The 16,407-nt window shown below is 44.5% G+C and carries 13 protein-coding genes, 2 tRNA genes and 2 pseudogenes; 14 read left to right on the top strand and 3 right to left on the bottom strand.

Annotation, left to right across the window (positions count from 1 at the left end):
• Positions 1–64 precede the first annotated feature (64 nt).
• The 3 genes from NQ542_RS02995 (at position 65) to NQ542_RS03005 (ending at position 4,075) form a co-directional block, all read left to right on the top strand.
• The gene (locus tag NQ542_RS02995) at positions 65–1,246 is read left to right on the top strand and encodes an aldo/keto reductase (RefSeq protein WP_005650096.1); all 1,182 of its coding nucleotides are present in this window, start codon (positions 65–67) and stop codon (positions 1,244–1,246) included.
• Between the two features lie 14 nt (positions 1,247–1,260).
• Positions 1,261–2,286 (top strand): alpha/beta hydrolase, encoded by a 1,026-nt coding sequence (locus NQ542_RS03000; protein ID WP_005638932.1) that lies wholly within the window; start codon positions 1,261–1,263, stop codon positions 2,284–2,286.
• Between the two features lie 151 nt (positions 2,287–2,437).
• Positions 2,438–4,075, top strand: coding sequence for an ABC-F family ATP-binding cassette domain-containing protein (locus NQ542_RS03005; protein ID WP_005638933.1), 1,638 nt, complete (start codon positions 2,438–2,440; stop codon positions 4,073–4,075).
• Here NQ542_RS03005 and NQ542_RS03010 read toward each other — a convergent pair.
• Positions 4,072–5,550, bottom strand: coding sequence for a DUF3943 domain-containing protein (locus NQ542_RS03010; protein WP_005638934.1), 1,479 nt, complete (start codon positions 5,548–5,550; stop codon positions 4,072–4,074). The two genes, NQ542_RS03005 and NQ542_RS03010, sit on opposite strands and share 4 nt — an antisense overlap.
• A gap of 156 nt (positions 5,551–5,706) precedes the next feature.
• Between NQ542_RS03010 and NQ542_RS03015 the strand changes: the two genes are divergently transcribed.
• The 11 genes and pseudogenes from NQ542_RS03015 to lepB all read left to right on the top strand — a co-directional run bounded on the left by NQ542_RS03015 (position 5,707) and on the right by lepB (position 13,112).
• A complete protein-coding gene (locus NQ542_RS03015) occupies positions 5,707–6,318 on the top strand; it encodes a trimeric intracellular cation channel family protein (protein ID WP_005638935.1) in 612 nt (203 codons plus the stop codon).
• 18 nt (positions 6,319–6,336) lie between these two features.
• Positions 6,337–7,407 (top strand): asparaginase, encoded by a 1,071-nt coding sequence (locus NQ542_RS03020; RefSeq protein ID WP_005638937.1) that lies wholly within the window; start codon positions 6,337–6,339, stop codon positions 7,405–7,407.
• A 30-nt stretch (positions 7,408–7,437) separates the two neighbouring features.
• Positions 7,438–8,241, top strand: coding sequence for an MBL fold metallo-hydrolase (locus NQ542_RS03025; RefSeq protein ID WP_005638939.1), 804 nt, complete (start codon positions 7,438–7,440; stop codon positions 8,239–8,241).
• 91 nt (positions 8,242–8,332) lie between these two features.
• A tRNA-Lys gene (locus tag NQ542_RS03030) sits at positions 8,333–8,405 on the top strand.
• A gap of 28 nt (positions 8,406–8,433) precedes the next feature.
• A tRNA-Lys gene (locus NQ542_RS03035) sits at positions 8,434–8,506 on the top strand.
• A 136-nt stretch (positions 8,507–8,642) separates the two neighbouring features.
• Positions 8,643–8,885, top strand: a pseudogene (locus NQ542_RS03040) (site-specific integrase); the annotation flags it as partial.
• Positions 8,839–9,066 (top strand): annotated as a pseudogene (locus NQ542_RS03045) (hypothetical protein); the annotation flags it as partial. The pseudogenes NQ542_RS03040 and NQ542_RS03045, both read left to right, overlap by 47 nt.
• 180 nt (positions 9,067–9,246) lie before the next feature.
• A complete protein-coding gene (locus tag NQ542_RS03050; protein ID WP_005638944.1) occupies positions 9,247–10,467 on the top strand; it encodes a hypothetical protein in 1,221 nt (406 codons plus the stop codon).
• Positions 10,468–10,487: 20 nt separating this feature from the next.
• Positions 10,488–10,874, top strand: coding sequence for a hypothetical protein (locus NQ542_RS03055; RefSeq protein ID WP_005650091.1), 387 nt, complete (start codon positions 10,488–10,490; stop codon positions 10,872–10,874).
• A 104-nt stretch (positions 10,875–10,978) separates the two neighbouring features.
• A complete protein-coding gene (locus NQ542_RS03060) occupies positions 10,979–12,214 on the top strand; it encodes a 6-bladed beta-propeller (RefSeq protein WP_039850095.1) in 1,236 nt (411 codons plus the stop codon).
• A gap of 223 nt (positions 12,215–12,437) precedes the next feature.
• The gene (lepB, locus tag NQ542_RS03065; RefSeq protein WP_005638949.1) at positions 12,438–13,112 is read left to right on the top strand and encodes a signal peptidase I; all 675 of its coding nucleotides are present in this window, start codon (positions 12,438–12,440) and stop codon (positions 13,110–13,112) included.
• A gap of 529 nt (positions 13,113–13,641) precedes the next feature.
• Here lepB and rpiB read toward each other — a convergent pair.
• Complete coding sequence (gene rpiB / locus NQ542_RS03070) at positions 13,642–14,073, bottom strand: ribose 5-phosphate isomerase B (protein WP_005638951.1); 432 nt, start codon at positions 14,071–14,073, stop codon at positions 13,642–13,644.
• A gap of 102 nt (positions 14,074–14,175) precedes the next feature.
• Positions 14,176–16,203 (bottom strand): transketolase family protein, encoded by a 2,028-nt coding sequence (locus NQ542_RS03075; RefSeq protein WP_005638953.1) that lies wholly within the window; start codon positions 16,201–16,203, stop codon positions 14,176–14,178.
• Positions 16,204–16,407 lie beyond the last annotated feature (204 nt).

A 16,407-nucleotide genomic window follows, 5' to 3' on the forward strand; every position in this document is an offset into this window, starting at 1 on the left:
CCGTGTGAATGTTCCTTTCTATTTTTGCAACAGAAAACAGAATATGTAAAAAATGCAACAGGAAATGGAAAAAGAATGGAACAATGAACATGGTATGAACCGTCGTCGTTTTTTGAGGCAGGCGGTATTGGCTGGTTCTACATTTTGTGTGGCTTCGACAACCGGGAAGGCGGTAGGCTCGGAACCGGCAGTAATGAATATATCCGGGAGACCGTATACTGGTCTTGCAGGTATGGCTGCTGTTCATAATCGGCGGACACTGGGTAGTGGCACTGCTGCCATGAACGTTTCGGCGATGGGATTCGGTTGCATGGGATTGAACCATCATCGCAGTCAGCATCCAGGTAAAGAGCAGGCGATTGCCTTGATACGTGAAGCGATAGAACGTGGCGTAACACTTTTCGATACTGCTGAAAGCTATGGCTATCATAAGAACGAGAAACTAATGGGGGAGGCTTTGAAAGGTTATGAGGGGCGTGTGTTCGTTTCCTCTAAATTCGGGCATAAATTTGTAAATGGCGTGCAGATCAAGACGGAGGAGGATAGTACTCCGGCCAATATCCGCCGGGTTTGTGAAAATTCTTTACGCAATCTTGGTGTCGAAACGCTTGGTATCTTTTATCAGCACCGTATTGACCCGAATACATCTGTCGAAGTAGTTGCTGATACTGTCAAAGAACTGATTCGGGAAGGAAAGGTATTGCATTTCGGACTTTGCGAAGTGAATGCCGAAACAATTCGCCGTGCGCATGCGGTCTGCCCTGTTACGGCCATACAAAGTGAATACCATTTTATGCACCGCAATGTAGAAGAGAATGTATTGCCGGTCTGTGAGGAGCTGGGTATCGGCTTTGTTCCGTACAGTCCTCTCAACCGGGGATTCTTGGGTGGCATGATCAATGAATATACGCGATTCGAAGCGGCGAATGACAATCGTCAGACTTTACCGCGTTTTCAACCCGATGCTATTCGTGCCAATATGCGTATCGTGGAAGTACTTAACGTGTTTGGTAGAACGAGAGGAATCACTCCGGCTCAAGTTGCCTTGGCATGGCTGATGAATAAGAAGCCGTTTATCGTACCGATTCCCGGAACGACAAAACTTTCCCATTTGGAAGAAAATCTGCGGGCGGCAGAAATTCGTTTCACGGAGAGCGAAATGAGAGAATTGGAGGAGGCTGTTGCTGCCATTCCGGTTATCGGCAGTCGTTATGATGCTTTGCAGGAATCTAAAGTTCAGAAATAATTACAAGTATAGGAATGAAAAATCTGATTGCATTAGGTTTGAGTGTGTTGCTTTTGTTGGCTGCATGTTCCCGTAGTTCAGTATTGAAGATTGTCGAACAGGGCAGTTTTGCCGTTGGCGGTACGGTACTGACCGATTCATTGGGACGTACTTATCATGGCGACCATGCATACGTGTTTTATCAGAAGCCGGTTGATGCACAAAAATATCCACTCGTTTTTGCTCACGGAGTAGGACAATTCTCCAAAACGTGGGAGACGACACCTGACGGGCGCGAGGGATTCCAGAATATCTTTTTGCGTCGGGGATTCTCCACGTATCTTGTCGATCAGCCTCGTCGGGGGAATGCCGGGAGGGGAACGGAGACAGTTACTTTGTCGCCCGTTTTTGATGAAGAGATCTGGTTCAACCGTTTTCGTCTCGGTATTTGGCCTGATTTTTTCGACGGGGTGCAGTTCAGTCGTGACAAAGATGCTCTCGATCAGTATTTCCGGCAGATGACACCGACTGTCGGGTCTGTTGATTTTGAAGTCTATTCTGATGCATACGCAGCTTTGTTCGACAAGATAGGGCCAGCAGTTTTCGTCACGCATTCTCAAGGTGGTCCTGTCGGATGGAGAACGTTGTTGAAGACAAAGAATATCAAGGGAATCGTATCCTATGAACCGGGTGGGGGAGTCCCTTTTCCCGAAGGACAAGTTCCGGAGGAGGGAAAGATTCTGACACTATCCAGGAAAACGGAAGGGGTTGAAGTCCCTATGTCTGATTTTATGGAGTACACTAAAATACCGATTGTCGTATATTACGGAGACAATCTGCCGGAAACGGACGAACAACCAGAGTTATACGAGTGGACGCGGCGTTTATATCTGATGCGCAAATGGGCACAAATGTTGAACGAACTGGGGGGAAATGTCACGGTTGTCCATCTGCCGGAAGCCGGATTGCACGGTAACACACATTTCCCTTTCTCGGATTTGAATAATATTGAAGTGGCAGATTTGCTTTCCGCTTGGTTGCATGAGAAAGATTTGGACTGACGTTTTTGGGTAAAAGGATTTGTTGTTATTCTTTTAAAAAAGGTATTCGTTTAAAACGAAACTGCTACCGCTTCTAATTCAATTATTATCGTACCTATTTATTTCTTACCTTTGCCGCTCGTTTTATAAAAGCAATACATTTATATATTATATGATTTCAGTAGACGGACTAACAGTAGAGTTTGGCGGTAGCGCATTATTTTCGGATATATCTTTTGTCATTAACGAGAAAGACCGGATTGCCCTGATGGGAAAGAACGGGGCGGGTAAATCTACTTTGCTGAAGATATTGGCGGGTGTGCGTGAACCGACTCGCGGGAAAGTGTCTGCCCCGAAAGATACCGTTATCGCATATCTTCCGCAGCATTTGATGACGGAAGATGGCCGTACGGTGTTTGAAGAGACTGCTCAGGCTTTCGTTCATCTGCACGAGATGGAAGCAGAGATCGCTGCTCTCAACAAAGAATTGGAGACACGCACCGATTATGAATCGGACAGCTATATGGAACTGATCGAACGCGTATCGACATTGAGCGAGAAGTTCTATTCCATCGAGGAAATCAATTATGACGCCGATATAGAGAAGACTCTGTTAGGGCTTGGTTTCACCCGTGAAGACTTTAACCGTCAGACAAGCGAGTTCAGCGGTGGTTGGCGTATGCGTATCGAATTGGCAAAACTGTTGCTGAAGAAACCGGATGTGCTTTTGCTGGACGAGCCAACCAACCACCTCGATATCGAGTCCATCCAGTGGTTGGAAGATTTTCTGATCGATAACGGGCAAGCGGTCGTAGTGATCAGTCACGATCGGGCTTTTGTGGATCATATCACGACTCGCACGATCGAAGTTACGATGGGGCGTATCTATGACTATAAAGTCAATTACAGCCAATATCTGCAGCTGCGCAAGGAACGCCGCGAGCAGCAACAGAAGGCATACGACGAGCAACAGAAGTTTATTGCTGAAACGAAGGACTTTATCGAGCGTTTCAAAGGCACTTATTCCAAAACTTTGCAAGTGCAGAGCCGCGTGAAGATGCTTGAAAAGCTGGAAATACTGGAAGTCGATGAAGAAGACACTTCCGCTCTGCGCCTGAAGTTCCCGCCTTCGCCCCGTTCGGGTTCTTATCCGGTGACGATCGAGAATGTGTCTAAATCGTATGGAGACCATACTGTTTTCCGTAATGCCAATCTGACGATCGAGCGGGGTGACAAGATCGCTTTTGTCGGAAAGAATGGCGAAGGTAAATCTACGCTGGTAAAATGTATCATGAAAGAACTCGAGCATGACGGCACGTTGACGATCGGGCATAACGTGATGATCGGCTATTTTGCGCAGAACCAGGCTTCCCTTTTGGATGAAAACCTGACAGTGTTCCAAACGATAGACGATGTCGCAAAAGGGGATATCCGCAACAAAATAAAGGATTTGTTGGGGGCTTTCATGTTCGGGGGCGAGAATTCTGCAAAAAAGGTAAAGGTGCTCTCCGGTGGCGAACGTACCCGCTTGGCAATGATTAAACTATTGCTGGAACCCGTCAATCTGCTGATTCTTGACGAGCCGACGAACCATCTGGATATGAAGACGAAAGATATCCTGAAACAAGCCTTGATGGACTTTGACGGGACGCTGATCGTCGTTTCGCATGACCGAGACTTCCTGGACGGTCTTGTGACCAAAGTTTATGAATTCGGAAACAAGAAAGTGACGGAACATCTCGAAGGTATCTACGAGTTTCTGCAACGCAAGAAAATGGAAAATCTGAACGAGTTGGAGCGTAAGAATTAAATCCGTATCCCTAGCCCGAGCATCAGGTCGTAAGTGGAATAATCTACCCGGGGGTAATACCGGTAGTTTGTCCGTCGTGAGAAATAGCGGTTTGTCAGGGTGATGTTCCACTTGTCCATTAATAAATAAGCCAGTTTCATCGAGAAGATGGTCAGGCGCGCGTTTCCTGCATCGCCTTGAATGTTCAGGGTTCCGGGATCTGCCTGTGACCAGTCGATCTCCGGATCATATCCTTTCCAGGTAAAGATATGATAGTTTTCCATGTTGAGCAGGAAAGCCAATCGTCTGTTGTAGATGATGCCTGCACCGGCCTTGGTGCTGTAGCCGCTTCCTAAGTTATAATCCCGTTCGCCAAGCAGCATATAATCCGAAAGGCTGGCTCCCAAAGCGACGCCGTTTGCATACAGTTCGGCGTAAATATCCGTCTTGTCTCCCGATGTGGCCTGCTTGTAATAGATAAGGCCTCCTCCTGCTGCTGCCGGTGCTGCGATGCGGTAAGGAGGAACGGTCAGGTCGCTTCCGTCGCGGAGCTCCGAGTTATAGAAGTCGAAATGTTGGAATAATCCGGCGGAAAGGGAACGCGGCCCTTTCGTCCAAACAGTTTTTCCCCATAAGGCTCCGATGGCATTGACCTGGCTGACCACCGGCTGGGCAGAGAACAAATCCATTCCGAAGTTGAAGCGGAACCATTCATAGGGAGAATAAAAATCATCGTTGAAAGGATTCCCGTAGTCGATGCGGAAATTAATGTTCAGACTGGTCGTTCCCCGTTTCGAACCTTCTTGTTCTGCGAGGAAACGAGGTCCCATCGTGACGATAAAATTGACGGGAACGGAAGAGTAGGTTCGTCCTTTTGAAGAACCGTGTCGCCAGGCTTCTCCTGAAATGATACGGTTGAAGGCGCGGACCGGCGACAAAATGCCTGCCAATACCTCGCGCCCCACACGTTCGGCTCCCGACGAACGGTTGTCTATGAACAGGTCGGACAGCCGATAGGTGATTTCACCCAATTCGATTCCTCCGAACGTTGTCGCCAGCATGTCGTTGATCGAAGGCGGTTCATTCTCCATAAAGAACTCCCACATCAGACTGCCGCCGGCTGCAAACGGGGCGGATTGCCAGAAGTTCATACCGTTGCTGCGAGCTGCGTTGAAATAGAGTGAACCGTGATAAGGGTGGGAGAAAAGGTTTGTTGTGAACTGGTCGGTGTCCCATACCGGGCCTTTTTTGAAATTGCTTTTGATCGTATGCCCGTTGATATAAGCCCAATCCTCTTTTACGATATATCGGTCGAAGCTCCAGACGAGCATATTGAGTCCGAATGTTTCGAGTGCCGCTTTCCAAGGGCGGCGGGGTTGGAGTAGGGTTGAGTCACTTGTATAATGACGATGTGTAATTTGAGGTATATATTCTTGTCCCCGTATCCAGGGGAACGAAAACAGACAAATGAGTCCGGTTAGTATAAATTTCTTCATTTTTCCCTTAATTAGATAGTCATCAGCACCTTTTTGAATGCAAACTTATATATAATTAACAGCCGGATGTTCGTTTGGTTTAAATAATTATCAGGTCATCTTTATAGAAAACCGCAACATTGCGAGGAAATACTTATTTTTGCAGAAAAAATCAAAATGATAGACTTTATTACGTTTTGCGATTACACCGGGACATTCGCTTTTGCGATTAGCGGCATCCGTTTGGCCTCTGCCAAACAATTTGACTGGTTCGGGGCCTATGTTGTCGGTGTGGTTACGGCGGTAGGAGGCGGTACGATCCGCGATATCCTGCTCAATGCCACCCCTTTTTGGATGGAACAAGCCTCTTATCTCATCATATCGGCTCTGGCGTTGCTCTTCGTTATCATATTCAGGAAATATGTGATTAGCTTGAACAATACTTTCTTTATTTTCGATGCGATAGGGCTGGGACTGTTCGGCGTGGTCGGTATCGAGAAGGCGCTGACATTCGGATTCCCGATGTGGGTGGCCATTGTGATGGGGACGATTACGGGGGCTTTCGGCGGTATGATCCGCGATATCCTGATTAACGAGGTTCCGCTGATTTTCCGAAAAGATATTTATGCGCTGGCATGCGTGTTCGGAGGCATTATTTATTACGCTTGCTTACAGATGGGTATCGGGCCCTCACTGACGCAGCTTATTGCTGCTACCGGAATATTCGTTTCACGGATAGTGGCAGTAAAATATCATATAAGCGTCCCTGTATTAAAAGGAGAAGAATAAAATTATTAACTTTGCGATATGACAGCAAGTATAAACATTCAAAGTGAGAAAGCCTCGATCCTGCTCATCTATACCGGCGGAACGATCGGTATGATCGAAAACCCCGAAACCGGCGTGTTGGAATCGTTCAATTTCCAACATTTGAAGGATAATATGCCGGAACTGAAGAAGTTGGGGTATGCGGTTTCGACCATTCAGTTCGATCCGGCTATGGATTCATCGGAGATGGGGCCGGAGTCATGGATGAAGATCGTAAAGATTATTGCAGACAATTACCAGTTGTACGACGGCTTTGTCGTGCTTCATGGTACGGACACGATGTCTTTCACGGCATCTGCTTTGAGTTTTATGCTGGAAAACTTAAGTAAACCGGTCATCTTTACCGGTTCGCAATTGCCGATCGGTATGTTGCGGACCGACGGGAAAGAAAACCTGATCACCGCCATCGAGATCGCCGCAGCCAAGGAAAACGGTGTCCCGGTTGTGCCGGAGGTCTGTATCTTTTTCGAAAATGACTTGTTGAGGGGTAACCGTACGAGTAAGATCAATGCGGACAACTTCAATGCTTTCCGTTCATACAATTATCCGCCGCTGGCACATGCCGGTATCTATATAAAGTATGACACTGGGCAGGTTTACCATCCTGTTTCGAGAAAGCCGTTGAAGCCGCATTATCTCTTGGACCGGAATATTGCGGTGCTGAAACTTTTTCCGGGGATTTCTCCCCAGGTGGTGGAAAGCATCCTGAACATACCGGGACTGAAGGGAGTCGTGATGGAAACGTTCGGAAGCGGTAATGCACCGTGCTACGATTGGTTCCTGACGATGTTGAAAGAAGCGGTGAGCCGGGGAATTGTGATTGTAAATGTAACCCAGTGTAGTGCCGGAAGTGTAGAAATGCATCGGTATGAGACTGGTCATAAATTGTTGGAAGCGGGAGTGATAAGCGGTTTCGACAGTACGACCGAAAGTGCTGTTACCAAGCTCATGTTCCTTTTCGGCCACGGCTTGACGCCGGAAGAGGTGAAGGACCACATGAACTGTTCGCTGATCGGGGAGGTGACGATCCCCGACTCATTTCGCCCGTAATTCCTCTTAAGGACTGAATTGGAAATTAAAATGAAACTATCATTTCTGAGTTTAGCAAGTGGAAGCAGTGGAAACTGCTATTATCTGGGAACACCCGAATTCGGCGTGTTGATTGATGCAGGTATCGGTATTCGTACCATAAAGAAGGTGTTGAAAGATAAAGCGATCGATTTCTCCAAAATTGTTGCAGTCCTGATCACGCACGATCATGCCGATCATATCAAGACTGTAGGTTGTCTGGGAGAGAAACATTGTATTCCTGTTTATACGACAGAGGCCGTCCACCGAGGAATCAGCAAGAGTCGCTACGTGGAGGAAACGCTTGTCAGTTCGCGTAAGGTGATAGAAAAGGAAGTGCCTTTTATGATCCGCGATTTCCGCATTACTGCTTTCGAAGTCCCGCATGATAGTACCGATAATGTGGGTTATTATATCGAATATGGAGATCATAAGTTTACGTTGGCAACGGATGTCGGCCATATTACCGAAACGGTAAGTAAATACATGGGCATGGCGAACCACCTGATCATAGAAGCCAATTATGACGAGGAGATGTTGCAATTCGGCACGTATCCTGCTTTTCTGAAGGAACGCGTAGCCAGCCCGACCGGACATTTGAGCAACCGTGAAGCTGCCGAATTCCTCGCAACTCATTATGATCCCAAATTAAAAGATATCTGGTTGTGTCACCTGAGCCGTGACAATAACCATCCCGAACTTGCTTATAAGACAGTCGATTTCCGCCTGTTTCAAGAAGGGGTACGGGTTGGAAAGGATGTTTCCCTGCATGCTCTGAAACGGACTACACCGTCTGATATATTTGAATTTGATTAAAATTTTGTGTAAAAAACGCGGAAAAAGTTTGCGAAGAAAAATTAAACTCTTATCTTTGCACCCGCAATCGAGAAACAACGATAGCATGAATGACTTGGTAGCTCAGTTGGTAGAGCAAATGACTCTTAATCATTGGGTCGAGGGTTCGAGCCCCTCCCAGGTCACTCAATAGAAACAAAACCGACAAATATCGACTTGGTAGCTCAGTTGGTAGAGCAAATGACTCTTAATCATTGGGTCGAGGGTTCGAGCCCCTCCCAGGTCACAAGCTAAAAGGCCTTTTACAGCGTTTGCCTGTGAAAGGCTTTTTTATGATATAAATCGCCAATGGTTATGTAAATAAGTTTATTCCGGGAATTCATTTTCAACAACTTCGAGTATTTCCTGCGTACGAAGAAGAAATCACCCGCCGGCGCAAGACGAACACCGAGTCCAACATCCGCCTGCTGGACGTGCCCAAGCGCATCATAGAGAAGTCCAAGTGGCTGTCCAAGGACGGTCATGTATTTCCGGTACCGGGCAACAGTAGATGCAATGTCATATTGAAGGAACTTAGCAGGCAATGCGGTTTCAAGATACGGTTGACCTATCATGTTGCCCGGCATGAGACCGTTTCTCTCTTCGATAGTGGTGAAGGCTCTCCTGCTCCCTCTGCATTGCATGCATGTACGGGTAGTTTTGCCCATATCCATGTCCGCCGGTATTGCCTGCCCTTTTCTTGGGAGAAACGGCTTATCGTAACGGGCGGCGTGACACAAACTTTTCCGGATATAGAGAAACATTCTAGAAAAAGACTGGAAGACAAGCTATTATTGGACTGTATAGCAACAAAATTATATTTTTCTCAATAAAACTAATTATTTTTTTTCTTTTTATGAATATATATGTTATATTCGTAATATGTGAAAGGTCTTTTTATTATCTAATATCTGTTAGAGTTTGTTCTACTTCGTATTTAAATAATAAAAGCAATTAAGATGAAGTTTTTTATCAATTCATATTTTGGTGATAATCACTCTATTGGTTTATTATCCCACATTAAAAAACGGCTTCCTTACGGGATGGGATGATCAATGGATGGTGTTCAGCCATTATACGGAAAGAGGTTGGACTGTCGATAACTTGTGGCATATCTTCACTGATTTTTATGGTGGGCAGTATGCTCCGCTTGCCTTTTTGAGCTATTTGGTGTTATATGCCGGTTTCGGCTATGATCCCTTTTATTTTCATATGTTTAGTTTGTTGTTGCATATCGGTTGTGTCTGTTTGGTTTGGAAATTAATCTCTTCCCTTCTACGTGTGCATGGAGGAGTGAGTGAAAAGCAAATTTTATATGTAAACTTTATTACAACGCTTCTTTTTGCAGTCCATCCGATTAACGTGGAGGCTGTTGCCTGGATCAGTGCGTTGAAAGTGTTGTTATATGCTTTTTTCTATCTCTTGGGGCTACTTTGTTATTTACGTTATATACGAACATCAAAGATTTTTTATTATGTATTAACGATAGGGTGCTTTCTTTGTTCTTTTTGGGGAAAGGAACAGGCTGTTACTTTTCCACTGGCATTGTTGATCGTCGATTGGTTTACGAACCGGAATATGAAAAATCTTGAGGTCTGGAGTGAGAAAATGTCGTTTCTCATTATGGCATTCTTTTTTGGAATTATTACTGTTCTTTCTCAAGGGAAAGGGCCTTATGAAATGATTTTCCCATTATATCAGCGTTTACTTTTTGGATGTTTTGCCTTAGTAGAATATATTACTAAAAGTTTGCTGCCCGTTAATTTGAATTTCTTTTATCCATTTCCTATAGTATTGGGGGAGGAACCGCCCTTACACTATTACCTTTATCCGGTAGTGCTATTGTTTCTTATGGGGTGGATCATAGCTTATCGGAATAATCGATATTTGGTATTCGGTGTATTGCTGTTTCTTGTCAACTTATTGTTCTCAATACATCTTTTTAATATGTCTCGTCATGCCATTGTGGCCGATAGATATATGTATTTGAGTTATGTTGGCATTGCTTTCCTTATAGCAAATGGAATTTGGTGGTTGAGAAAACGATTATCTTATTTTAAAGCTGCTTTGGTCTTTCTTTTCTTCTATTGTTTCTTTTTGTCAGTATATACTTTTCATTATACAAAAAAGTGGGAAAACACAACGATGGTGAAGAAATACACAAAAGAAGTATTAGAAAAAAGGTTGAATGGAAGTAATCATTTATAGACAATTAAAATTTTAAGGTTATGTTAAATGGTAAAAAAATCTTATCAGTTTGTGGAGCAGTCGCTCTGTTGCTGGGTGTGGGAATGAATCTTCGGCATTCGCTGAATGATTACGGTATGGGTACTAATAGTCTAAGTACATTTGCCTTGGCACAGACCAGTTCTTCTTCCGGATCCGGATCCAGTTCATCGGGGAGTGGATGGTTTTGGACATTAAAAGAAACGGAAACAGAATGTACTTATTCCTCAAGTCCTATTTCGAGAAGTATGTCAATTACTTTACCTGACGGAAGTAGTGTTAGTGGTTCTATAAGTGGAGGAGATGTTATAACTTTTAAAGGTGTTTTGTGGGACTGCAAAGATGGTTGGAATCCCTTCTGCACTAAGGATTGTAGAGCAGCGAAGTAATAGAATGGAAGGTCCTGAATTTACTATTCTGCTATTTTAAATTTGAAGAGAAGGATTATGGTGAGTAGAAGTTTGGGTTCCTTTAACTTAAAAATTATGCAAGTATGAAATTTTCTTATATTTTCCTTATCGTAATAATAGGAACATCGTTGTTTTGTTCCGGATGTCAACATGTTTTTCAGAAAGGGCGTCCCTTTCCTTCTGTGAATTTGGATAGTGTCATGGTCGTTCCTATGCAGGAACAACAGGTTGAAATAATAACTGTTACCCATGAAATCAAAGAGCCTACTCCGGTATCACAATTGATTGAGGATTTCTACTATGTTCCGTTAGAAACGACAGAGGCTTCTTTATTTGCTTATTGTAATCAAATAGAACTCTATGGGCACAGAATCTTTGTGTTTGATAGACATGGGACAGAAAAACTTTTCATATTTAGTGATAAGGGGAAGTTTTTGAAATCATTAGGGGAAAAAGGAGAAGCTCCTTTTGAGTTTTTCAAACCGGGATCATTCGCAATAGACCGCGAAAAGGATCAATTGGTGATATATGACAATATGAAGCAGAAATGGATGCGATTTACTTTGGATGGAAAGTTCATCGCATCGATAGATGTCCCCTTTACTACGATATGCAATTTTCAGATCCTGCCTAGTGGGGAGTATGTAACAGCCACTCATAAAACCCGGATGAATACTCATTTGGGGCAATATGCAGATTATCGGATTTTATATACAGACAGTACCGGTGTTCTTCGAAAGGCAGCATATGATATTGCAGAAACCGAACACTCCGCATTGGTTTATGACCCGGTAGGGAGAAATGAGGAGGATGTTTTTTATGTTCCGATATATTTGAATGAGGTTTATACAGTTACAGACACAGCATTGACCCTTAAGTACAAATTTGATTACAGTGATTTTAATCCTTTTGAAAAAGAAAAAATGGGAGCTTTCGAAAGTTATGAAGATTTTCGTGATTATCGGTTGAGTCATACTTATGTTCACCAATATGCAGAGAATGATACGCACTTGATGTTTGTGACCAGTGATAAAGACGATTACCGTTTTGTCTCTTTTTATGATAAGCGGAGTAAAAAGTTGATTAATCTTGCTGGCTTTTATAACGATACGGATTTTGTAATGGATTTTGGAAGTGGGCTTTATAGTTATAAAGATTATTTTATGGCTTTGGTCTCGCCATCAACGTTGAGGGGATTAAAAATGCACATAGATCAGACAACTCATTATTCGATCCGCGAGGATAATAAGGTCGTGTTTGAAAACTTGAAAGAGGATGATAACTTGGTTTTGGTATTCTTTAAAATAAAGGATCTATGAAAATCAGCATGATCAATATAATAGTTTCGGCATTTGTTTTATCAGTTACTGCCGGTTTGTTTTATTTGAATCGGCGTCCTGCTGAGAATATTGATGATGTGACATTGCTTACGTTATTTAAGAAGTGAAAAAATGAAAAAGTATCGTTTAAAATTAAGGATGAAAGGGACTGATTTTTATTTGCGCTATGTACAAAGAAAAGCATAAAATCTATTGTTGTTGAATGAGAACGGGGAAATTCATTATTGGTATTTTGCTGCTATGCTGTTTTATCCGTATGGTGATCGGGGAGCCATGTACTGTGCCTTCGGGGAGCATGGAGCCGACGTTGCTTTGCGGAGATCGGCTTTGGATTAACAAGCTGGCTTATGGTGGACGATTCCCCTCTCGTTGGGCGGATATCCCGTTGCTGAATGTCTTTACTTGGATACGCCCTCTGCGTCTTGCTGATGAAGAGAATCATTGGGAGTATCGTCGTTTGCCGGGTTACAGCGAACCTAAACAGGGGGATATTGCGGTGTTCAACAGCCCGGTAGATCCGCAATTGTTGTTGGTCAAGCGAATTACCCGGGTGGTAAAAAAAGGAGAGCCTCTTCGGATCGACCGGCGAACGCTTCTTCTTTATCGTTCGTTGATTTTGCGTGACGGAGGGAAAGTGATGGAGAAAGATGGGAAAATATATATCGATGGAAAGAGCAGCTCGCAGTATATACCCAAGCAACGCTTTTATTATATGGAGGGGGATAACAGGATGAACTCGCATGATAGCCGGTCGTTTGGTTTTATTTCGGAAGAGGCAATCATTGGAAAGTTCGATTTTGTTCTTTTCTCTATCGATTCCCAAAAGCAATGGTGGAAAGCAATTCGTTTGCGACGAATGATGATGCGGTTTCCTTAAGGTTTAAAAGATCTTCATGTCGGTATGGGTGGCTTAACCATAATCCTGCAAGAACTGCGGCTCGAATATACATAAATATCTACAACTTTCAATAAAACAAGAATTTAAAGTGAATTAAATCTAATCTTATAGTTCTTTCTGTTATCGGCCTGGGGCGAAAACCTTTTTGCCCCTTGTCAAAAGCCTTTTTGCCCAAGGTCGAAAAGGTTTTCGACTTAGGTCAAAAGCTCTATGATATGATAGTTTAATGATAGAAGTATAGCGGTTATCACTCTATCGGCTTTGGATTTGATCCGTACAATTGGTTTTGTCTTTGTGTTAATCTCCGATGATTATTGGGTGAATCCAGCCTTGTTCGCGCGCAAAAAAGATCGTTGAATGATAGATGAATGATAGTTGAAAACAACAACTATCATACTATAATGTCTTGTTTTTAAACAATATACGAACCTCAATGATAGTATGATAGTTGTTTCTCTTTTTAACTTTTGTGGGGTTATCCCATATCGTTGGCAATAGGAATTGGCTTTCACAAAGGAATTTTGTCAATCCTGCGCTGATGCCGACCGCCTTCGAACGGGGTGCTCAGAAAGGCTTCGACCGTATGAGTGGCTTCCTCTTGACTGATAAATCTGCCGGGCATTACGAGTATGTTGGCATTATTGTGCTCGCGTGCGAGACGTGCTATCTCTTCTTGCCAGCACAGAGCGGCCCGTATTCCCTGATGTTTATTGAGTGTCATGGCTATTCCGTTTCCGGATCCGCAGATGGCTATTCCGGGATATACTTCGCCGGCTTCTACAGCTTTGGCAAGCGGATGGGCGTAATCGGGATAATCACAACTTTCAGTCGAGTCGGTTCCGAAATCTTTATAGGCCAACCCTTTCGAGTCGAGTATTTGTTTTACGAATTCTTTCAGTTCGTACCCTGCGTGGTCACTACATAAACCTAATGTTTTCATATTTATCTGTTAGAGGAGTTTGGAGATTTATGATTTATAATTTCAGATTTATGATTTACCAACTATTCATAAATCTGAAATTATAAATCATAAATCTGAAAATTAATTCAATAATTCTTTTACCTGATTGTATACGTTCTGACCCGTGAAGCCGAGTTTTTCGTCCAATACCTTGTATGGAGCGGAGAAACCGAATGATTCGAGTCCCCACACCTTACCGTTGGCACCCACCAATCCTTCCAGGTTGACCGGCAGACCGGCAGTAAGCCCGAATACCTTGCTTCCTGTTGGAATGACAGATTCTTGGTATTCTTTGCTCTGGCTGCGGAATAAGCCTTCAGACGGAACAGATACGATGCGGACCTTGATGCCATCGGCGCGAAGCAATGCTGCTCCTTCTTCCAGTGTGGAGACTTCTGAACCGGAAGCGACCATGATTACATCAGGGTTTTCGTCACTTTCTACAATATAAGCTCCCTTTTCAGCCTGCAAGGCTTCGTCGTAGCGGTTTCCTTTTGCGGGCAGGTCTGTGATGTTCTGACGGGAGAAAATCAAAGCTGTCGGAGTGGCTGTGTTTTCCATAGCCATCTTCCAGGCAATTGTTGTTTCGGTCACGTCTGCCGGGCGCAATACCAACATTGAGTTGTGTCCCTTGTGGTTCTTCAGCTTTTCCATCAGACGAATCTGCACTTCCTGTTCAACCGGTTCGTGTGTCGGTCCGTCTTCGCCTACGCGGAAGGCATCGTGAGACCAGACGAACTTAACCGGCTGTTCCATCAGGGCAGCCATTCGGATAGCGGGTTTCATGTAGTCGGAGAATACGAAGAACGTACCGCAGGCTACGATTACACCTCCGTGGAGCGACATACCGATACATACGCAAGCCATCGTCAGTTCGGCAACACCGGCTTGAAGGAATGCACCACTGAAATCGCCTTTTACGAATGCATGTGTTTTCTTCAGGAAGCCGTCGGTCTTGTCCGAATTGGAAAGGTCGGCTGAAGAAACGATCATATTTTCTACCTGGGTTGCCAGCACGCCTAAGACGGTTGCCGAGGCCGCACGGGTCGCCTGGTTCGGTTTCTGTTCGATGGCTTTCCAATCGATGACAGGTGCTTTGCCTGAGAACCACAAATCCATCTTGGCGGCCAGTTCCGGATTAGCTTTCGCCCATTCTGCTTTGGCCGCATAGCGTTCCGCAACGATTGCTTCCAATTCTTTGGCACGTTTGGCATATAGTTCCGCAACTTCGGGGAAGATCTGGAACGGATCGTCCGGGTTTCCTCCTAAGTTCCGGATGGTGTCTGCGATAGAGACGCCGGCTGCCGAAAGAGGTTGTCCGTGTGTAGACACCTTGTTTTCGTAGCTGCTCTTGTCAGCACCCACAGCACCCTTACCCATGATCGTGTTACCGATAATCAGGGTAGGACGGGATGTTTCGGCTTTCGCCTCGGTCAGTGCCCGGCGGATTTCCGTTACATCGTTTCCGTTGATTGTGATGACTTTCCAACCCCATGCTTCGTATTTCATGGCTACGTTTTCTGTCGTCACTTCGCCTACGGTTGTGGAAAGCTGGATGTTGTTGGCATCGTAAAACATAATCAGGTTGTCCAGTCCCAGCGTACCGGCAATACGTCCGGCTCCCTGAGAAATCTCTTCCTGGATGCCACCATCGGATATATATGTGTAGATCGTCTGATTCATGACGTCACCCAGGCGTGCTTTCAGGAACTTGGCGGCGATAGCAGCACCTACGGCGTAAGTGTGGCCTTGTCCCAACGGACCGGATGTGTTTTCTATACCACGCATCACGTTGACTTCGGGATGTCCCGGAGTCACACTACCCCACTGGCGGAACTCTTTCAGTTCGTCGATCGTGAATTTGCCTGCGAGGGCGAGTACTGAATAAAGCATCGGCGACATATGCCCCGGGTCCTGGAAATAGCGGTCTCTGCCTTCCCATGCGGGATTCTTGGGATCATACACGAGGAACTCTGAAAACAGTACGTTCACAAAGTCTGCACCACCCATTGCACCACCGGGGTGACCGGATTTCGCTTTTTCTACCATTGACGCAGCCAGGATACGGATGTTGTCCGCTGCTTTGTTCATTAATTTAATATCGTTCATTGTGATGAGTTATTTTTATTTTTTGCAAAGATAGTCAATCTCTTCGTAATGACCATCCTATCGATGAAACAATTCATTTTCTGTAAAGTTTCCTAATTTCCGATATTTCTCATAGAGAGCAAGATACGCCAGATGATTTTTATGATTTGACTGGTATTCTTTTGCAAAACCTTATCTTATAGTCCGCTGTGTGTCTTCGATTTT

The sequence above is a fragment of the Parabacteroides merdae ATCC 43184 genome (genome assembly GCF_025151215.1).
Lineage (GTDB): Bacteria > Bacteroidota > Bacteroidia > Bacteroidales > Tannerellaceae > Parabacteroides > Parabacteroides merdae.